The sequence below is a fragment of the Streptomyces beijiangensis genome (assembly GCF_017315755.1).
In the GTDB taxonomy this organism is placed as follows: Bacteria; Actinomycetota; Actinomycetes; order Streptomycetales; family Streptomycetaceae; genus Streptomyces; species Streptomyces beijiangensis.
On record NZ_JAFLRJ010000270.1, the window covers coordinates 1 to 17008 of the forward strand.

The following is a 17008-nucleotide window of genomic DNA, read 5'->3' on the forward strand; positions in this document are numbered from 1 at the left end:
TGCCGGGTGAGGCGAGCGCGCCCAGGGCGTCCAGGGCCCGCACCAGCTCGTCCCTGGGGTCGTCGCCCGCAGCGTCCCGCAGGGCGCCCCGGGTGGACGTGGTGGCCTCGAAGCCGGCCACCACGTACGTGAGCAGTGCCGCGGCGGAGACCGGGGTGAGGGCGGAGCCGGGGTGCTGCTCGGGCCAGCCGCGTGTACATCGGAGCGATCCACGGCGGCTCGCTCCTGGACAACCTGGCGAAGCTGGGCCCGCGCCCCGACGAGATCGACGTGGTGGCCTTCACGCACCTGCACGCCGACCACATCGGCTGGGCGTGCAAGGAGCCGCCGGTCTTCACCAGGGCCACGTTCGCGGTACCCAAGAGCGAATGGGAGAACCGGCACGACCTGCCCCCCGGAGCGGAAGCGACCCTGGAGGCCCGCATGCACCTGGTCACCCCCGGCGAGGAGGTCTTCCCCGGCGTACAGGCCCTGGCGCTGCCCGGCCACACCGAGGGCCACACCGGCTTCGCGATCACCTCCCGCGGCGAACGCCTGCTCGCCTTCGGCGACGCACTGCACTCCCCGCTACAAGTCAGACACCCGGAGTGGTTCACGGTCCCGGACACCGATCCGTCCCAGTCGGAACGCCATCGCCGCCGCCTGATCGCGGAACTCCAGCGCCCGGACACACGGGGCTTCGGCATCCACTTCGCGGACGTGGTCTTCGGCCGCGTCGTACCGGACCCGCAGGGAGAGGGCGCGGACTGGCACCCCGTATGACACGCACGCCGGGGACGGGACGCGCTCCCGGGTAATGGGTGGCCACCGGCCCATCCCCATCGGTTAGTCTGTCCGTGNNGGTTCGAATCCTGCCGGGGGCACAGAGAGCGGAACACGTAGAAGGCCCAAGTCAGCCGGTGGGAAGCCGGAGACTCGGGCCTTCTTCATGTCCTGCTGCGGCTTCCGGCCCAGGCCGTGGGACGGATCATGGCGAATACAGCCCCCGTGGCCCTTCGACGATCCGATGTCCCTCTACAAAGACAGCCCGGAGCGCGGCCGGGGCCGGGTCAGCGCCAGCTCCTGGCGCCTGTACTTCGTCGTGGTCGTCGACGGCGAGCCGGTGGGCACGCAGGATCTGACCGGCACCGACTTCGCCTCGTTCGGTACGGTCACCACCTTTTTCTGGCTCAGTCCGGACGTACGGGGCCGCGGCCTGGGCAAGGAGATGCGGCAGACGGTGCTGCCATCTGGCCTTCGACGGGCTGGGGGCCCGGGAGGCGGGCAGCGACGCCTTCTTCGACAACCACGCATCGAACCGCGTATCCCAAGCCCTGGGGTACGTGCCCAACGGCGTCACCTGGGACACCCGCCGCGGCGAGGCGGCAAAGATCAGGCAATGGCGGCTGACCCGCGAGCAGTGGACCGAACGGCGGCGCGGTGACATCGAACTCGTCGCGGTCGGTGACTGCCTGCCGGTCCTCGGGATCGACCCGCCACCAGCCGACTGATCACCAAGCCGTCCGGCCCAGGGCGTGCACGCTACTCATCGACCATCGACCTCGGTGCGGTACACCCGCAGGCCCCGGCTCCGGTAGTTGAGCAGTGCGCTCGGATGGTCGTTCGAGTTGGTGTGCAGATACACCCTGCGGACGGACTCCGCCTCCAACGGCCGTGTCGCCCAGGCCTGTTCAACTGCCAGCGTCAGGGCGTGGCCGCCGAGCCCCTGGCCGACGTGCTCCGGCAGAAGTCCGAAGGTACGGATCTCCACATCCCCACCGGGCTGAGGCTCCAGCGCGACGATTCCAGCTGTCTCGCCTGCCATCCTGATCAGCCAGTACTGGCAGTGCGGATGCGCCCGCGCCAACTCCTGCCACTCCTGGTCGGAACGCGTCGAACTGCGCCATCCATAGGCCGCACCGACCCGGGCCGCCACCGACCGCGCCAGCTCCGACAGCCCCTCCTCGCGCCGAAGTTCCAACGCGGGCACGGACCGGCCGGGCTTCAGGTCTCTGTGATCGGTCATCTCCAGATACGTGACAGTCTTTCCCATCCCGGCACGCTATCCGAGGTCACCGACACCAGCCGGCGTAAGCAGCTAGGGTCCGGTGACAAGTGACCATCACGTCGCAGAATCGTGCTGCCCTGCAGCGGGCACGCGTGGGTACAGGGGGAAGCTGTGCGTTCCGAGTCTGATTCCGTAGCACCGATATCCGCGCCGAACACCGGGCCCGACCCGCGGATCGCCCACCAACTGGACCCGCCCGACGCGAACCCCGACCCCGGTTTCAACAACGGCGGCATCCGGACCATGGCGGCCGGCGCCGGTCCGGGCGGCGATGCAGACGTCGGGCCCATGCAGGCGGAGCCCGACGGCGGGGGCGGCTACGGCGTGGACAGCACCGAACTGGGCAAGATGGCGGACGAGTTGGATCTGGCCGCGCTCATCCTCGAAAAGGCCGACAAGGGCCTGTCTGAGTCCGACGCCACGGCCCGCATGCACTCCATGCTCGACAGCGGGCGCATGCTCCAGAGCACAACGAGCGACTGGGACGCGGAAATCACGCGCCTCGCCAAGCAATGCCGTTCGCTGGCCGACAAGTTGCGCCAGACGCACACGAACTACACGACGCAGGAATTCCGTACGGCGCAGGACTTCCAGGCCATCCTCGCCTCGTCCGAGAGGGGTGCGTGATGGCGTCGCTCAGTGATCGCCCGGACGGGGAGAAGAGCTCACATCCCGATGCCGTGGCGCGGCAGCACATCACCGTCCCCGAACTGGACAATGTGCGCCCGGAGGCGTGGGTGCGGGCGGCGACGGAGTGGACCGACCTGGCGGCTGCGGCCATGGAGGCACGGGGCCACGTCGAGAACGTCCTCCTCAAGATGCCCTTCGTCTGGCAGGGCGCGGTCGCGATGACCGCCCGGGTTCAACTCGCCGTCATGCTCGACGAACTGACCATCGCCAACCGTGAGTCGAAAGCAGCCGCAGCCACACTCGACGCGGCACACAGTGGGTTCAAGCTCGCCGGCACCTGGCTCGACGAGGCCACCGAGATGGCGAAGTCGCAGCACCTGACCTTGCACGACGACGGCAGTGTCACCGTCCCCGACCGGAACTATCCGCACAACGACCCGGACAGCGCGGGCGCGGCCCGGCAGGATCAGGAGGACGCCGAGACCCTCCGTACGCGCGCGACGGCAGCTCTCAGCTACGCCGCCGACGTCAATGAGCACACCGGCTACGAGCTTGAACGGATCAAGAAGGCCGTGGCGTACAGCGTGCTGGACGACCACACCGAGTCCGCCGTCAAGGCCGACACCGAGGGCGCGGGGGATCTGAACCGCGTGTTCTCCGGTCAGGGAGGAGTGCTGCTCCCCCCGCCCGCGCCCGACGAAGGTTCCGGCAGCTACGACAGCCGCGAGGCCACCGACGAGGACCGTGCCATCAAGAACAAGATGGGCCTGTACGCCATGGGCTCCCCCGCGGTGCTCGGCGGCCCCCAGTCGGCGAAGAACATGCTGCACTACCTGTCGAACACCGGTGAACCGCTGGACATCGATGTGGACACCATGCTCGACGACCTCCCGGATGTGCAGAAGACCGTCGACGCACAGGTGGGGGCGAACGCCGACGGCTGGAAGGCGCAGGCTCTCGCCGAGTACGAGCGCACCGGAAAGCCGGTGAAGCTGGTCCAGCAGACCGGCTGGCAGGGCGCGACCGCCTCGGAGGACCCCGACTGGTATCACGCGGTCGGTTCCTTCCACTACAACACGATCGCCCAGGTGGAGGTCGTCCCGGGTCCGGACGGCGAGCCCAAGACAACGATCCGGTACGAGACGCATGTGTACGACCGCTACAACTGGGACGCGCAGAAGGGGACCCCGGTCCCGGCGATGGGCAATGTGTCGGATGCCGAAATGGCAAGGCTCCATCAGTCGGGACAGGCCAAGGAGTACGACATGGGCGGGCAGAGCAAAGTGCACACATGGAACGGGTGAGCACCAGCCCCCGCCGGCGGAAGGCGCTGCTCTGGTTCCTGGCCGTATGCGTGGCGTGGATCGTCGCGGTGGCCGTCTGGGCCGCTGTCTCCCTCCTCGCTCCGGCGCGCGAGGGGGCGGAGGAGGCCGTGGAGCGCAAGGCGGGGATGCACCACGACCAGCATCACCCCGAGATGCGCTTCTACGTTCCGACGTACGCGAAGACCGGGAAGGACGGCGCCGCCGTGCTCCGTTACGAGGTCGGCGACAGTATCGACTCATCCGTCGCGGACTTCCTCCGGACCTATGACGTCACGGCCGAACCGAAGCGCACCGGCCCGTCCGGCGAGACGTACACCGACCGATTCGGTGACGTACGGCGGGTGTTCACGGTCGCGTACGACCGGTCGCCCGACCCGCTCGACACGTACGGCTCCCCCGCACACATCACCGTCAGGGCAACACCTCTTCACACCGCGAAGACCGACCAGCAGATCTCGTTGCGCAACCGCTGATCATCCATGACGAGTTCGCGAATCGCATCCGGGAGCTGTTCGCGCTGCCAACGGCACTCGAGTCTGCCGGCGTTCTCATCCGCCACCCGCCCGGGAGCGGCCGCACGCACGGCCTTGATCGCGTACGCCGCAGCACCGAGCTCATGTGCGGCGACATGCGCCACCACTGCCGCCTGACCGGCGGCGTATGCGGCGAACCTGGCGCCTCCGCTCAACGCTCTCGCCGCGGCCATGGCGTGGCCACCCGCCGCCCGGGACTGGGACATCTTGATCTCGCCGCGCGCCCATGCCCGAATCTGCTCGATCGCCTCGCGGGGCCGCGGGTCCGAGGGCCGCACCGACTCGAAGAGAGGCAGAACGTGCTCCGCGCACGCGGCAGCCCACACGGCCAGGAGCCGATGGCCGGAGTCCGTGAGCGTCCCCCCACGGCGGATGGTGGTGAAGCGGGGGTCGCGCACTCTGGGGAGGATCATGGTGTGGGAGTCCCGCAACGTGGTGGGCCGGTGTCCTGTTCAGTGCACACGGTACGTCTGTTCACGGGGCTCCGACCGAGGTGCCGGGGTCTCAGCCGTACCGCTTCAGGAGTCCGGCCGCGTACGCCTCCAGCCGTTCCGCAAGCACCGTGGCCGTCAGATCGTCCCGTCCCAGCTCACGCCACGGTCCGGCCGGCTTCGCCGCGTCGGGGGTGCGGACGCGTTCCGGAGATGTCCATGGTTCGTACGGGCGCGGGTATGCCGTCCTGCTCGGCGAGCAGCGCCAGGACGGAAGCCTCGCGGGCCAGGAGGCCGGGCCCGTGGTGGCGGAAGAAAGGCTTCACGAAGGTACGTTGCACCAGGTCAGTGCCGTCGTCGAGCGTCAGCCGGCGCATCTGGGAGCTCCAACCGCCGTACAGGAGGGGGGAGTCGGTGACCGAGCGGCTGTGGCCGACCAGCCCCGGTCCTCGACGCCCGTCAGTACCGCCTCCACGAAATGCCGACGGTCGTCGACGTGATCGCGGAACCACAACCCCAGATGATGCTGCGCATCCGGAAGCGCGAATCGCGTGTACTGGGGGCGCGCGGCCAGCGCGTCCTGAACGGCCTCGGTCACCGCGGGCGGGATCACCGCGTCCGCGCCCGGCACGGCGAGCACCGCCCGGCCCTCGTACGCCCGAAGCGCCTTCAGGGCGGGCGCCTCCCGCCAGCTGTCCGGTCGGCGGATGATGCCGCTGAACCGGCCGTTGCCCTCGCCGAAGGGAACGTCCCACGCCTCGGCCGCGTATACGGCGGGCGCGCACAGCCCCAGCGCGGCCACCCGGTCCCCGTAGTGACGGGCGAGATCCGCGACCGTCTGGCCGCTCATACTGAACCCCACCAGGACCAGCGGCCCATCGGTCCCCGCGTACGTGTCGATCACCGCAACGGCCTGCTCGAACCGTCGCCGCAGGCTCAACTCGGAGGTTTTGCCGGTGCTTTCGCCCTGACCCGAGAAGTCGAACGCGATCCCCCGACAGCCCTGGGCCACGAACTCCCGCACCAGCGGCAGAAGCCGCTCCATGCTGCTGGTGCCCGCGCCATGCAGCACCACGGCGGTGACCCCGGAAGGGTCACCGCCGTACACACCGCGGAGCCGTTCACCGTCGTGATCGTGCGTGAAGTCCAGGAGCATGGCCACCATTCACTCACGCTGTGGTGCCCGTCGGCTGACCAGGGCTGCGGCATATCCGGGTGCCGTTGTCAGTGCCCGCCCGTACTGTCGTCCGTATGCCTTCCGCCTCGCACCAGTCCGGGCACGCACGCTTGGACGCCGACTCGACCAACAACCAGATCCGTGCCCTCGTCGAGGCCAACGAACTCTCTGCGGACGTCTACGAGCAGCTGCTCATCCAGTGGGCCGCGGCTGCGCCCGCCGACTACATTCCTGCGGCCTAGGTACGGTCCCCGGCCGAGTGATCTCGTGCCCGACGATTGATTGTCGGTGCACCGGACTACCGTCGAGGGCATGGGTGAAGACCGAGAGGCTCAAGCGCATCTGACGTCCGAGCGAGTGCCCGCCCCGCTGGACGGGCCCGGTGTGGGGGTCTCGGATCCGCGCGATCTTGTCCTGGGGTATCTGGACTGGTACCGCGACGCCCTGCTCCGCAAGATCTCCGGGCTCTCCGATGCGCAGCTCCGTACCCCGGTCCAACCGCTGGGCTGGTCCCCGCTCGGGCTGGTGCGGCATCTGGGGTGGGTCGAACGGCGTTGGATGCGCTGGGGGTTCGCCGCCGAGGAGGTGCTCGCCTATCCGGCCGGTGGGGACGAGGAGGAGTGGCGGGTGGCGGACGGGGAGAAGAGCGCCGACGTCATGGGCGTCTACCTTGAGGAAGTGCGGCAGGCGCGGGCCTTGGCCGAGCATGCCGATCTTGGTGAGGTCGCTCGGGTCGGGGGGCGGTTCGCCACGTTGGAGCAGGCTCCCTCGCTCGGGCGGATCCTGTTTCATCTGCTTCAGGAGTACGCCCGGCACGTCGGGCAGCTCGACGTCGCACGCGAGCTCATCGACGGCGTGACCGGCGAGTAGGGGCGATGGACGTCAGTGTCGGATTTTCGCCAGACACCGGCCTTCGGCTGAGGCTTGAATCCCCTGCATGACCAACTCGCAGGCCGAGCACGCCCGCCTCCTCCGTTCCCTGCACGACCCCGCCGCACCCCTGGCTCTCGCCAACGCCTGGGATGTCGCGAGCGCGCGTGTCATCGAGGCCGCCGGGGCTTCCGCCATCGCCACCACCAGTGCCGGTGTCGCCTGGTCGTTGGGGGCTCCCGATGGTGACGTCCTGTCGCGGGAGCGGGCATTGGATCTTGTGGGGCGCATTGTCGCCGCTGTCGGTGTTCCCGTCACCGCCGATATCGAGGGCGGGTACGGGCAGGACGCGGACGGTGTCGCCGAGACCATCGCCGGGGTGATCGCCGCCGGGGCCGCCGGGGTCAACATCGAGGACGGCGCCCGGCCTCCCGGTGAGCTCGTCGCGCGGATCGGCGCTGCGCGAGCTGCTGTTGAGCGGACGGAGGGTGAGCTCTTCGTCAACGCTCGTATCGACACCTATCTGTTCGGGCTCGGCGAGGAAAGCACCCGTCTCAAGGACACCCTCGACCGGGCACAGCAGTACGTCGACGCCGGCGCCGATGGCATCTTCGTTCCCGGTGTGGCCGACATCGCCACCATCACCGCACTGGTCGAAGGCATTTCCGTACCTCTCAACATCATGGCCGGGCCGGGTTCCCCGTCCGTCGCCGAGCTCGGCACCCTCGGGGTGGCCCGTGTCAGCCTCGGATCCGGTGTGGCGCAGGCCGCCTATGCAGCCGCCCAGCGCGCCGCCCGTGACCTCTTCGGCGACGGTACGTACGACTCCCTCGCCGACGCCATCGCCTTCCCGGAGATCAACTCGCTGCTCGCCGGGCCCCGCTGAGCCGCTGAGCCGCTCCTACTGCCAGAACTGTGCGAGCACGCCCTCCTTGAACGGCTGTGGCGTGACCGAGAGCGCGCCGGCGAACGGATGGTCCAGCGTCAGACACAGCAGCAGGCTCACCCCGATCAGGGCCGCCACCGCCACCACGAACATGAACTGGGCGCGCAGGCCCTCGATGCCATAGAGGAAGGTCAGCGGCAGCATCACGATCGCGCCGCCGTACACGAGCACGATCAGCAGCGGCGGGAGTTCCTGCTCGGCCTGGGCCAGGCGCGTGCGGCGGGCGGAGGCGATGTCGGCCAGCGTTCCCACCGACTGGGCGTAGTACGTCTTCTCCGCCTCGGTCCGCGGTTCGTAGTCCTGGAACACCTTGTACACGGCCGTGACCTCGGGGTTGGTGAGGTTCGGGTCCGGGTCGCCGTCGCGCATCCGCGGCCACTGCTTGTCCACGACCGCCCTGACGTACGCACCCATCGCCGCGTTCACCCGCTGCTGCTGCTCCGGCGGGAACGCGGCGGCTTCGCGTACGACCTCGGCCGTCTGGCTCGCCTCGGCCGCGACATTGGTGCCGGCCTGGTTCAGGCCCTCCCACTCCGCCACGACGACGAAGGCCAGGATGATGCCGTAGATCGCGGCGTACATGCCGAGCACGACGCCGATCATGTCGTTGTACTTGCCCGCGGTCACCCTCGGGAGGCGCCGCCGCACCAGCAGCGTGCCGGCCACGGCGACGGACATCACGCCTCCGCAGATGAGTACGGACAGGGCGAACGTGCCGAAGCTGTTGAGCAGCCAGATTTCCACGTCCGCCCAACAGTGCGCACCGCCGCCGGGTTACGCCTTCGGCCGCGGCCTCCATTCCTCGGCCAGGAGGCCCAGGATCACCTCGTCGGCGAACGCGCCGTAGACCCAGGCCGACTTGCGCAGCGTGCCGTCGACCGTGAACCCCGCCTTCATCGCCGCCGCGATCATCGAGGCGTTGTCGGCGAGGGTCTCCACCTGGAGGCGGTGCAGGCCGCGTACTTCGAAGCCGTACTCGCACAGCAGACGCACGACGTCCGTGCCGAAACCTCGGCCGCGGGCGGTGGGGAGGAGTGAAATGCCCAGGTGGGCCGTCCTGTTGTGGGTGTCGATGCCCCAGAGCAGCGCCTCGCCGAGCAGCGTCTGCGCATCGTCGAGTTCCACGACGGTGAAGAGCGTCGCCGTATCCGCGTCCGGGGGTTCGGCCGCCTCCGCCGCCTTGGGCGTCACCGGCCGCCAGGGGCGGCTGTCGGCGCCGGATCGGGTCACCACGTCGTTGTAGAGCTCCGCCTGGAATATCGGGACGTCTGTTTCGTGCCGGGCCCGTAGCCCGATCCTTTTGCCGCGCATCATGGGGTATTGCTACCGCAGGGAAGTGGGTCGATCAACCGCGAACGAGCTGTCCGCGCGGCCCCCGGCCCCCTCAGTGCGCCGCCTGGCTCCCGGCGGCCGTCTCATGCGGTTTTCCCGCCGCCGGTGACGGAATTCGACCCGGCGACCTGGCGGCAGGCCCGTGCGTAGGCATGCGGCAGGGGGCGGTGGTCGTCGGTGCGGTGGGCCAGGACATAACGGCTGGGTTCGATGCCGAGTACGGGGCGTGTGACGACTCCGCCGAGGGTGATGAGCGGGGCGTTCCCGGTCGCCACCAGGACTACGCCGAGGCCTGCGACCAGGGCTTCGTACGTCTCCTCCGTGCTCGCCACCTCCGCGCCGATACGGGGCGGGACGCCGCCGCGGGAGTCCGTGGCCAGCCAGTAGTCGTGCAGGGGACCCGCGCTGTCGGGGAGTGCCAGGAAGGGCTCGTCGAGGAGGTCCCGCGCGAAGTCGATCTCGGGGCGGGACGCCAGGGGGTGCGTTTCGGGCAGGGCCAGGAGGCGGGGCTCCTCCGCCAGGACCGTGCAGGTGTAGCGGTGTTCGTCGGGGAGCGGGAGCCAGACGAAGGCCACGTCGGTGGAGGCGTCCGCCAGGCCGGCCGTGGGGTCCTCCCAACTGATCTGGCGCAGACGGATGTTGGCGTTCGGATGGGCCGCCGTGAAGCGGGAGCGGATCGCGGGGAGCAGGCCGCCGCGGCCGGGGCTGGTGCTCATGCCGATGGTGAGCGTCGTGCGCTGGTCGGCCAGGGAGCGCTCCACCGCCGACCTGCCTTCGTCCCAGACCGCGAGCATCCGGCGGGCGTGGGGCAGCAGGGCCGTGCCGGTCGGGGTGAGTGTGACGCCGTGGCGGTCCCGTACGAAGAGCGGACCGCCCAACTGCCGCTCCAGTGCCCGTATCTGCTTGCTGAGGGCGGGCTGCGAGACATACAGGCGCTCGGCGGCGCGGGTGAAGTGCAGTTCCTCGGCGACGGTGACGAAATAGCGGAGCTCCCGGCCGTGCACGTCTGTGGTGGTCATAACCATCAGCTATCACAACGGGTCTTGGACGGGCAACCGGTAGGCGGTACATGGTTGTTGATGTCAGCAGAACGCAGGCAGGGCCCTACGAATGAAGAGGATGCCGATATGAACAAGGTCTGGCTCATCACCGGTGCGAACAGCGGCTTCGGGCGGGCGTTCGTGGAGGCGGCGGTGGCCGCGGGTGATGTGGCGGTTGCCGCGGCCCGGCGCGCGGAAGCGCTGGACGATCTCGTCGCCGCCCATCCCGACCAGGTGGAGGCGCTGCGGCTCGACGTGACGGACACGGCCGCGATCGAGGCCGCCGTACAGGATGTGGTGGAGCGGCACGGGCGGATCGACGTCCTGGTCAACAACGCGGGGCGCGGGCACGTCGGGGCCTTCGAGGAGACCGGCGACGACGAGCTGCGCTCCCTCTTCGACGTGCAGGTCTTCGGACCCGCCGCGCTGGTGCGGGCCGTGCTGCCGGGGATGCGCGAGCGGCGGTCCGGGGCGATCGTGCAGATGAGCAGCATGGGCGGGCAGATGTCGTTCGCCGGTTTCTCGGCCTACAGCGGCACCAAGTTCGCACTGGAGGGGATGTCCGAGGCGCTGGCCGACGAGGTCGGGCCGCTGGGGATCAAGGTGCTGGTCGTGGAGCCGGGAGCATTCCGTACCGCACTGATGGGAAACACCACGGCGAGCGGGGACGAGCTGGCGGACTACGCGAACACGGTGGGAGCGACGCGAGCCATGGTCGCCGCCGGTGACGGCGACCAGCCCGGCGACCCGGCGAAGGGTGTGGCGCTGATCGTCGCGGCGCTGGAGGCGGACGAGACGCCGCTGCATCTGCCGCTCGGGAACGACGGGGTGGACGCGGTGCTCGGGCACCTGGAGCAGGTCGGGGAGCAGGTGGCCGCGTGGGAGAAGCGGGCGCGGGACACGGCGTTCGGCGCGTGAGCGGTACGAGGGGGGCCGGAGCTTTCGAGCCGGTCCCCCTCAGCCGAGCAGGGACGCGATCTGCTCGACCTGGATACGGCGTTCCGCCTCCAGCGCCACCCAGGAGCCGTCGGTGAACGCGATGTCCACGCGGTCCTTGTGGCGGGGCGGGTGGGATGCGCGGCGGCGGGCGAACTGACCGCGCGGGAGTTCGCCGAGAAGTTGGGCCGGGCGGGGCAGGACAGTGGATGACGTGGTCAGCAGGAGAAGCCGGCGGTCCGTGACGGTGAGGACGTAACTCTTGTGACCGTGGCCCGATGAGTACGAAGGGCCGGTACGGACCGCCCGGACGAAGTGCCCCGCGCCGCTTTCCCAGCCGCCGTGCCAGACCTTCCCACGGAACAGGCGCCGGATTCCGCGCCAGGTGCCTGAGCATGCCGCCTCACCCAGGCCGGCCGGAACACTCACCACGTACATGACCCAGATCACCGGGTTGAGGAGCCTCCAGCCGCCTTTGAGCCGCGCCGCCGCGTCCGCTTCCGGCTTCGGCGTGCGATAGCGCCTCGGGAGGACCTCGGGGACGAACTGGTCCAACCGCATGCCGAAGGCAGCCACAAGCGATTCACCGGGCAGGAGGAACCCCCGGCTGTGCTCTGCGAGCTGCGCTCCCTCTTGCTGGAGGCGCTCCGGATACGGGTGGGTCATGCGTCAGCCCTCTTCATACGACGGGCGATCACCCGAAGTCCTCTTCGATACTCCGCTGGTTCACGCGGTACGGCTCCGGCGCCACGGGTTTCCCGTCGCGGCCGTACGCGTCCGCGAGGAAGCTTCCGCCTTCTTTGACCGGATCCGTCAAGCTGACTTCGGGGAGGCCGGTGGCCGCGTTCACCAAGGGCGCGATCACATGCTTCTTGAATTGGCTCCCCGCGGCGTAATGCGTCCACTTCTCCTTCCCCGACAAGCCATTCCTGAGGCTGCCGAGCTTGCGGACCGCCGCGACAGCCCCCCGCAGCTCCTTGAAGGTCTTCTCACCCTTCTTGAAGTCCTTGATCGTCTTCATGAGGTCTTCCAGAGCCTTGGCGAGCTTCTCCGACACCCTCGCCACCCTGGCCACGAAAACCGCGACCTCCGCCTCCGCGACCAGGCCGTCCACCAAGGTGGCCAGCCCCAGCGTGAGGATGTCGGTGACGACCATCGCGGCGAGCGTCATCGCCGCCCACTCGATCGCCTCCCGGATGATCCCGATGATCGTGTCCTCGGCGAGCTTGCACTCCGCCGCGGCCCGGCTGAGGATCGACGCCGTCTGGCCCATCTCTTTGCCGGTGCCCTCGATCGCCTCGACGATCTTCCCCATGGAGTGCCCGAAGGCCTCCGAGGTGTCGCCCTCCCAGGCGGTGGGCAGGGCGGTGGCCGCCGAGCGGAGTCCGTCGGCGACGGCCAGCATCGCTTTGCCCTGGGCGGTCCACTCGTGGGCCGCGTCGGTCAGCTGGGTGGGCATGCCGGTGACCTTCTCGAGTTCGTCGAGGAGGCCCACCTTCTCCAGGAACCACTTGATGGCGTCGTCGAGACCGGCGTCGAGGCCGTGCTCGGGATTGCTCTGGACGTCGGGTACGGGAAGGAGCTGCGCGGTCTCCTGCCGGACCCATCCGTACGCACTTGCCGCGGACCCGCTCATGCCTGAGTACCTCCGCCGAACGTCTCGCTGGTCACGTCCTCGACAGCGAAGTAATTCCCGGCGGTGGTACGGAGGTTCTCGACGACTGTCTCCATCACGCCCAGCAGATCCTGCACGTTCTGCGCGGAGGCGGCGGCGTGATCCCGGTAGGAGGCGTGCAGTTCGTCGGAGTCGGGCAACTTGCCGAACGCGCCCCAGGGGACGTCGACGCCGCCCAGCGCGGAGGCGATGCCCGGTATTCGCACGTGCTGTCGTTCCCCCGCGATCGCGTACTTCAGTATCGCGTCCGGGTCGACCTGGAAGCCTTGCGCCATGTGTCCCGCCCCGTTACCCCGTTGACTGCAGACCTCCTCAAGAGCCTAGGGAGGACGGGTCAAAGGGAGCCCAAGGCAACTGCACTCCTGCCCCAAGAGCCTCTCATTTCTCTGTCAACGCAGGGTCATGAGTGGGGCCAGTTCTCCAGGAGCGAGTGCAGGGCGTCGATCGTGCGGTTCCAGGAAGCGGTCGTGTCGCGCGGGTGGTTGAAGCCGCCGGTCGCCTCCAGCTGGAAGTAGCCGTGGAAGGTGGCGCGCAGGAGGCGTACCGCGTCGGTGAGGTCGGGCTCGGAGAGGCCATAGGCGCGGAGCATCGCGTACGGGGTCTCGATGGCGCGGCGGATCTCGGGGGTGTCGAAGGCGGACGCGTCGAGCTGGATCTGGATCTGGGTCGCCGCGTACCGGCCGGGGTGCTCCTGCGCGAAGTCGCGGTACGTGTTCGCGAAGGCGGTCAGCGCGTCCTTGCCCGCGCGCCCCGCGACCGCCGCCGCCAGCCGCTCGTGCACTTCGCGGCCGGCCAGGGCCGCGACCCGGGTGCGCAGGTCCGCGAGGTTCTTGATGTGCGAGTAGAGGCTGGCGTCCTTGACGCCGAAACCGCGGGCCAGCGCGGAGAGGGTGACCTTGTCGAAGCCGATCTCGTCGGCCAGGTCGGCGGCCGCCAGGGTGATGCGGTCGGGGGTCAGTCCTGCTCGGGCCATGCGCTCTCTCCGTCCGTACCAAGCATCCGTACAAAAACTAGTGGCTATAAGCATTTGCCTAGGACCACTAGGCAAAGTTAGCGTACTGAGCATGAGACCGGTAAGTGAGCAGGAGATCCGTGCGTCCTTCGTGAACTGTTCGAAGGGGGAGGCCAAGCGGCTGTCCGTACCGCGGGAGCTGGACGAGCAGCCCTGGGGCGACCTGGACTTCCTCGGGTGGCGCGACCTGTCGGCACCCGAGCGGAGCTATCTCGTCGTGGAGCGGGACGGGGAGCTGGTGGGGCTGGCGCTGCGCTATCCGGCGCGACAGCGCGGGCAGTTCCAGCAGCGGTCGATGTGCTCGCTCTGCCTGACCACGCACCCCAGGAGCGGCGTCGCCCTGATGACCGCACCCAAGGCGGGGCAGGCCGGGCGGGACGGGAACTCGGTGGGGCTCTATCTCTGCGCCGATCTTGCCTGCTCGCTGTATCTGCGCGGCAAGAAGGACCTTCCGCCGGGTGCGCGCTTCGAGGAGACGCTGACGCTGGACGAGCAGGTCGCGCGGACGCTGGCGAAGCTCTTCGCCTTCATGGACATGGTGACGGCGTGACCACGGCCTTCGGCGCGGACTTCGAGCGGACAAGCGGCCGAAGGTCGCTTACGGGAGGACTGCTCGCCGCCGGGACGCGTTGACCCTGCCCCAAGGGCAGACGCCACGATCGGAGCGGAGGATGAGCCCATGAACGCCCGCCCGGACCACACCGGACTCCCGGACGACACCGAACTGCTGACCATCGGGGTCTTCGCCGCCCGTTCGCGCCTCTCCCACAAGGCGCTGCGCCTCTACGACCGGCTCGGGCTGCTCGCCCCCGCCCGTGTCGACGCCGTCACCGGATACCGGTGGTACCGCGCCGGCCAGGTGGAGCGGGCCAGGCTCGTGGCCCTGCTGCGGCGCGTCGACATGCCGCTCGCGCAGATCGCCGAGGTCGTGGAGCTGCCGGGGCCGCAGGCCGCCGATGCGCTGGGTGCCTACTGGGCGGGCGTCGAGGAGCGGGCCGCCGTACAGCGCGCGCTCGTGGCTCATCTCCGTGGCCGGTTGTCGGGTGAAAGGGACGCGAACATGTACGAGGTCAGGACCGTCGAGGTAGCCGAGCAGGCCGTGCTCTGCGAGCGCAAGCATCTCTACTCCGACGAGCTGCCGCAGTGGATCGGCGCGTCGATCGGGCGGCTCGTGCAGGCCGCCGAAGGGTACGGCGGGGTCGCCGCCGCGCCCTATGTCGCGTACTACGCCGAGGTCGGCCCGGAGAGCGACGGGCCCGCCGAGGCGTGCGTACCGGTGTCCGAGGCAGGGGCCGCGACCCGCGTCGAGCCCGCGCAGCGGCTCGCGTACGTGCGGATCAGCAAGGCCCAGGTCGCCTACCCGCAGATCCTCTCCGCCTTCGAGGCCGTCGAGGAGTGGGTGAAGGAGAAGGGGCTGACCGTGACCGGGCCCTGCCGGGAGATCTACTTCGCGGACTGGGACGCGGCGGGGCCCGACGACGAGGTGTGCGACGTGGCCTTCCCCGTGTCGGGGTGAGTCACTTCAGTTCTTCCGGGCATCCCGTGCCCGGCGGCAGCTGATACGGCGAGGCCAGCCGGTAGACGCCCGCCTTCGGGGCGAGCAGCCGGGTCCACTCGTCGCCCTCCAGGTCCTTGTCCGCCTTGCGCAGACAGCCGTGCACATTTCGGTACTCGTCCGTGCCCTCCACCCGCTTCGGCGAAGGCAGGCTCTTGCCCTTCTCGTCGACCACGGCGAGCCAGCGCGAGTACGGGATCCGGATCAGCACCCAGCCAGGCGACTTCACGTCGATGGTCAGCTCGCCCTCCTCCGCGCGTTCCACGGAGCCGGGCGGGTCGGCCATCGGCGTGGGGCCGACGACCGCGAACAGCTGCCAGTTGGCGTCGGACCAGAGCTTCTTCAGATACGGCAGCCCGTCGCCGACCAGCTTCGCCTCGTGCCCCGCGCCCGAGGCGTCAGGGGCTCCGGCGGGCAGGACGACGTAGTGGACGGCCCAGCGGTCGAGCCAGGCGCGGTAACTGAGGGAGTTCAGGGTGTCGTCGTAGAAGAGCGGGTTGCGCTCCATGTCGGCCTGACGGTTCCAGCCGCGGGCCAGATTGACGTACGGGGAGAGCGCCGAGGCCTCGCGGTGGCTGCTCGCCGGGACCACCTCGACCCGGCCCTTCTCCGCGCCCGCGTCCTGGAGCTTGGCCACCAGCGGGGCCAGTTCGCGGGTCCAGGAGGCGGTGGGGGCGGTGCGGATGATGTCGTCGACGCCCTTGAAACCGATCCAGAAGTTGAGCCCGGCGAAAGCGATCAGGACGATCCACCACTTGCGTGAACGGGGGGCCGTGTACGGCAGGGCCGCCAGCAGCACCACTCCCGCGAAGAGCATCGCGAGGCGCGAGACGTTGGAGCCGATCTGGGAGTCGACCAGCCAGGTCAGCAGGGTCCCTACCGCGTAGACCGCCGCGCTCACCCGGACCGTCTTCCACTCCCTGGGGACCAGGAAGAAGACGAGGACCCCGTACAGGAAGGGCAGCGAGGCCGTCCCGATCGACATCGGCTGGGTGCCGGAGAAGGGGAAGAGGAGCGCGGAGGCGGCGACGACCGCGACCGGGGCGAGCCCCAGCGCGTACGCGCCCGGGCGCCGCTTGTTGAGGAAGAGCGCGGCGGCGACGACCCCGAGGTAGAGGCCCGCGACCGGGCTGGACGCGGTGGCGAGGGCCGCGAGCGGGGCCGCGACCCAGGCCTTCGCCCAGCGCTTCTCGCGCCACTGCCGCGGCCAGCAGAAGACTGCGGCGACCGCGCCCAGCGCGAACATCGTGCCGAGGCCGAAGGTGACGCGGCCGGAGAGCGCGTTGCAGAGGAAGGCGAAGACGCCGGCGAGCGCGCAGGCGAGGGGATTGCGGACGGCCTTGACCCGGACCAGGATCAGCGCGGTCAGAGCCGCGGAGACGGTCCCTGCGAGCATCATCGTGGGCCGGACGCCGATGACCGCCATCAGATAGGGCGAGACGACGCTGTACGAGACCGGGTGCATCCCGCCGTACCAGGCGAGGTTGTACGCGGACGCC

At 69.6% G+C, this 17008-nt stretch carries 23 protein-coding genes and 1 pseudogene; 12 read left to right on the forward strand and 12 right to left on the reverse strand.

Translation table 11 applies throughout. From position 1 onward, the window contains the following. Positions 1–192: 192 nt before the first annotated feature. The 3 genes and pseudogenes from J0695_RS26290 to J0695_RS26295 all read left to right on the forward strand — a co-directional run bounded on the left by J0695_RS26290 (position 193) and on the right by J0695_RS26295 (position 1490). Complete coding sequence (locus tag J0695_RS26290; RefSeq protein ID WP_206965948.1) at positions 193–762, forward strand: MBL fold metallo-hydrolase; 570 nt, start codon at positions 193–195, stop codon at positions 760–762. Between the two features lie 244 nt (positions 763–1006). Next, positions 1007–1213, forward strand: a pseudogene (locus tag J0695_RS45730) (GNAT family N-acetyltransferase); the annotation flags it as partial. Positions 1214–1322: 109 nt separating this feature from the next. Beyond that, the gene (locus J0695_RS26295; protein WP_206965950.1) at positions 1323–1490 is read left to right on the forward strand and encodes a hypothetical protein; all 168 of its coding nucleotides are present in this window, start codon (positions 1323–1325) and stop codon (positions 1488–1490) included. Positions 1491–1525: 35 nt separating this feature from the next. Here J0695_RS26295 and J0695_RS26300 read toward each other — a convergent pair whose 3' ends face one another. Further along, positions 1526–2032 carry a GNAT family N-acetyltransferase gene (locus tag J0695_RS26300; RefSeq protein ID WP_206965952.1) on the reverse strand — a complete coding sequence of 169 codons (507 nt, stop codon included), beginning with the start codon at positions 2030–2032 and terminating at the stop codon, positions 1526–1528. Between the two features lie 126 nt (positions 2033–2158). On the opposite strand from J0695_RS26300, the gene J0695_RS26305 reads away from it, so the two are divergent. The 3 genes from J0695_RS26305 to J0695_RS26315 are packed head-to-tail and all read left to right on the forward strand — an operon-like array spanning position 2159 to position 4475. Continuing rightward, complete coding sequence (locus J0695_RS26305) at positions 2159–2674, forward strand: hypothetical protein (RefSeq protein ID WP_206965954.1); 516 nt, start codon at positions 2159–2161, stop codon at positions 2672–2674. Beyond that, on the forward strand, positions 2674–3981 hold the full coding sequence (locus tag J0695_RS26310) for a hypothetical protein (protein ID WP_206965957.1): 1308 nt from the start codon (positions 2674–2676) through the stop codon (positions 3979–3981). Before J0695_RS26305 ends, J0695_RS26310 begins: the two co-directional genes overlap by 1 nt. Beyond that, the gene (locus J0695_RS26315) at positions 3969–4475 is read left to right on the forward strand and encodes a hypothetical protein (protein WP_206965958.1); all 507 of its coding nucleotides are present in this window, start codon (positions 3969–3971) and stop codon (positions 4473–4475) included. The genes J0695_RS26310 and J0695_RS26315 overlap by 13 nt, the downstream gene beginning before the upstream one ends. Here J0695_RS26315 and J0695_RS26320 read toward each other — a convergent pair. From J0695_RS26320 to J0695_RS26330, 3 genes are all read right to left on the reverse strand, one after another. After that, on the reverse strand, positions 4430–4948 hold the full coding sequence (locus tag J0695_RS26320) for a putative immunity protein (protein WP_206965960.1): 519 nt from the start codon (positions 4946–4948) through the stop codon (positions 4430–4432). The two genes, J0695_RS26315 and J0695_RS26320, sit on opposite strands and share 46 nt — an antisense overlap. A gap of 176 nt (positions 4949–5124) precedes the next feature. Further along, complete coding sequence (locus tag J0695_RS45480; RefSeq protein WP_206965962.1) at positions 5125–5343, reverse strand: hypothetical protein; 219 nt, start codon at positions 5341–5343, stop codon at positions 5125–5127. Further along, positions 5331–6131: an alpha/beta hydrolase gene (locus J0695_RS26330; protein ID WP_307798766.1), complete on the reverse strand. Its 801-nt coding sequence runs from the start codon at positions 6129–6131 to the stop codon at positions 5331–5333. The genes J0695_RS45480 and J0695_RS26330 overlap by 13 nt, the downstream gene beginning before the upstream one ends. 86 nt (positions 6132–6217) lie before the next feature. Here J0695_RS26330 and J0695_RS26335 point away from each other — a divergent pair, with 86 nt between their 5' ends. The 3 genes from J0695_RS26335 to J0695_RS26345 all read left to right on the forward strand — a co-directional run bounded on the left by J0695_RS26335 (position 6218) and on the right by J0695_RS26345 (position 7899). Continuing rightward, positions 6218–6385, forward strand: a complete 168-nt coding sequence (locus J0695_RS26335; RefSeq protein WP_206965964.1) for a hypothetical protein — start codon at positions 6218–6220, stop codon at positions 6383–6385. A 70-nt stretch (positions 6386–6455) separates the two neighbouring features. Beyond that, entirely contained in the window at positions 6456–7013 is a 558-nt protein-coding gene (locus J0695_RS26340; protein ID WP_206965965.1) for a DinB family protein, read from the forward strand. Between the two features lie 67 nt (positions 7014–7080). Next, positions 7081–7899, forward strand: a complete 819-nt coding sequence (locus J0695_RS26345; RefSeq protein ID WP_206965967.1) for an isocitrate lyase/PEP mutase family protein — start codon at positions 7081–7083, stop codon at positions 7897–7899. 15 nt (positions 7900–7914) lie between these two features. On the opposite strand, the gene J0695_RS26350 is transcribed toward J0695_RS26345, so the two are convergent. The 3 genes from J0695_RS26350 to J0695_RS26360 all read right to left on the reverse strand — a co-directional run bounded on the left by J0695_RS26350 (position 7915) and on the right by J0695_RS26360 (position 10310). Next, a complete protein-coding gene (locus J0695_RS26350; protein WP_206965969.1) occupies positions 7915–8703 on the reverse strand; it encodes a bestrophin-like domain in 789 nt (262 codons plus the stop codon). A 30-nt stretch (positions 8704–8733) separates the two neighbouring features. Then, positions 8734–9273, reverse strand: coding sequence for a GNAT family N-acetyltransferase (locus J0695_RS26355; protein ID WP_206965971.1), 540 nt, complete (start codon positions 9271–9273; stop codon positions 8734–8736). Between the two features lie 101 nt (positions 9274–9374). Further along, complete coding sequence (locus tag J0695_RS26360) at positions 9375–10310, reverse strand: LysR family transcriptional regulator (RefSeq protein WP_372445830.1); 936 nt, start codon at positions 10308–10310, stop codon at positions 9375–9377. A 108-nt stretch (positions 10311–10418) separates the two neighbouring features. Here J0695_RS26360 and J0695_RS26365 point away from each other — a divergent pair, with 108 nt between their 5' ends. Next, positions 10419–11249, forward strand: a complete 831-nt coding sequence (locus tag J0695_RS26365; protein ID WP_206965975.1) for an oxidoreductase — start codon at positions 10419–10421, stop codon at positions 11247–11249. Positions 11250–11288: 39 nt separating this feature from the next. Here J0695_RS26365 and J0695_RS26370 read toward each other — a convergent pair whose 3' ends face one another. The 4 genes from J0695_RS26370 to J0695_RS26385 all read right to left on the reverse strand — a co-directional run bounded on the left by J0695_RS26370 (position 11289) and on the right by J0695_RS26385 (position 13915). Next, positions 11289–11933 carry a hypothetical protein gene (locus tag J0695_RS26370; RefSeq protein ID WP_206965976.1) on the reverse strand — a complete coding sequence of 215 codons (645 nt, stop codon included), beginning with the start codon at positions 11931–11933 and terminating at the stop codon, positions 11289–11291. 28 nt (positions 11934–11961) lie between these two features. Next, positions 11962–12903: a WXG100 family type VII secretion target gene (locus tag J0695_RS26375; protein ID WP_206965978.1), complete on the reverse strand. Its 942-nt coding sequence runs from the start codon at positions 12901–12903 to the stop codon at positions 11962–11964. Next, positions 12900–13217 carry a hypothetical protein gene (locus J0695_RS26380; RefSeq protein WP_206965980.1) on the reverse strand — a complete coding sequence of 106 codons (318 nt, stop codon included), beginning with the start codon at positions 13215–13217 and terminating at the stop codon, positions 12900–12902. Before J0695_RS26380 ends, J0695_RS26375 begins: the two co-directional genes overlap by 4 nt. Before the next feature lie 125 nt (positions 13218–13342). After that, positions 13343–13915 (reverse strand): TetR/AcrR family transcriptional regulator, encoded by a 573-nt coding sequence (locus J0695_RS26385; protein ID WP_206965982.1) that lies wholly within the window; start codon positions 13913–13915, stop codon positions 13343–13345. A gap of 91 nt (positions 13916–14006) precedes the next feature. Here J0695_RS26385 and J0695_RS26390 point away from each other — a divergent pair, with 91 nt between their 5' ends. After that, on the forward strand, positions 14007–14504 hold the full coding sequence (locus tag J0695_RS26390; RefSeq protein ID WP_206965984.1) for an FBP domain-containing protein: 498 nt from the start codon (positions 14007–14009) through the stop codon (positions 14502–14504). A 129-nt stretch (positions 14505–14633) separates the two neighbouring features. Beyond that, positions 14634–15470, forward strand: a complete 837-nt coding sequence (locus J0695_RS26395) for a MerR family transcriptional regulator (protein ID WP_206965986.1) — start codon at positions 14634–14636, stop codon at positions 15468–15470. 1 nt (position 15471) lies between these two features. On the opposite strand, the gene J0695_RS26400 is transcribed toward J0695_RS26395, so the two are convergent. Continuing rightward, positions 15472–17008: DUF8823 domain-containing protein (locus tag J0695_RS26400; protein WP_206965988.1), on the reverse strand; the 1537-nt coding region annotated here is incomplete at its 5' end.

Coding starts and splice junctions, on each gene's coding strand:
- J0695_RS26300 (WP_206965952.1), bottom strand. CDS start 2,032: ATGGGAAAGACTGTCACGTATCTGGAGATGACCGATCACAGAGACCTG.
- J0695_RS26310 (WP_206965957.1), top strand. CDS start 2,674: ATGGCGTCGCTCAGTGATCGCCCGGACGGGGAGAAGAGCTCACATCCC.
- J0695_RS26315 (WP_206965958.1), top strand. CDS start 3,969: ATGGAACGGGTGAGCACCAGCCCCCGCCGGCGGAAGGCGCTGCTCTGG.
- J0695_RS26320 (WP_206965960.1), bottom strand. CDS start 4,948: ATGATCCTCCCCAGAGTGCGCGACCCCCGCTTCACCACCATCCGCCGT.
- J0695_RS45480 (WP_206965962.1), bottom strand. CDS start 5,343: ATGCGCCGGCTGACGCTCGACGACGGCACTGACCTGGTGCAACGTACC.
- J0695_RS26330 (WP_307798766.1), bottom strand. CDS start 6,131: ATGGTGGCCATGCTCCTGGACTTCACGCACGATCACGACGGTGAACGG.
- J0695_RS26335 (WP_206965964.1), top strand. CDS start 6,218: ATGCCTTCCGCCTCGCACCAGTCCGGGCACGCACGCTTGGACGCCGAC.
- J0695_RS26340 (WP_206965965.1), top strand. CDS start 6,456: ATGGGTGAAGACCGAGAGGCTCAAGCGCATCTGACGTCCGAGCGAGTG.
- J0695_RS26345 (WP_206965967.1), top strand. CDS start 7,081: ATGACCAACTCGCAGGCCGAGCACGCCCGCCTCCTCCGTTCCCTGCAC.
- J0695_RS26355 (WP_206965971.1), bottom strand. CDS start 9,273: ATGATGCGCGGCAAAAGGATCGGGCTACGGGCCCGGCACGAAACAGAC.
- J0695_RS26360 (WP_372445830.1), bottom strand. CDS start 10,310: ATGACCACCACAGACGTGCACGGCCGGGAGCTCCGCTATTTCGTCACC.
- J0695_RS26365 (WP_206965975.1), top strand. CDS start 10,419: ATGAACAAGGTCTGGCTCATCACCGGTGCGAACAGCGGCTTCGGGCGG.
- J0695_RS26370 (WP_206965976.1), bottom strand. CDS start 11,933: ATGACCCACCCGTATCCGGAGCGCCTCCAGCAAGAGGGAGCGCAGCTC.
- J0695_RS26375 (WP_206965978.1), bottom strand. CDS start 12,903: ATGAGCGGGTCCGCGGCAAGTGCGTACGGATGGGTCCGGCAGGAGACC.
- J0695_RS26380 (WP_206965980.1), bottom strand. CDS start 13,217: ATGGCGCAAGGCTTCCAGGTCGACCCGGACGCGATACTGAAGTACGCG.
- J0695_RS26385 (WP_206965982.1), bottom strand. CDS start 13,915: ATGGCCCGAGCAGGACTGACCCCCGACCGCATCACCCTGGCGGCCGCC.
- J0695_RS26390 (WP_206965984.1), top strand. CDS start 14,007: ATGAGACCGGTAAGTGAGCAGGAGATCCGTGCGTCCTTCGTGAACTGT.
- J0695_RS26395 (WP_206965986.1), top strand. CDS start 14,634: ATGAACGCCCGCCCGGACCACACCGGACTCCCGGACGACACCGAACTG.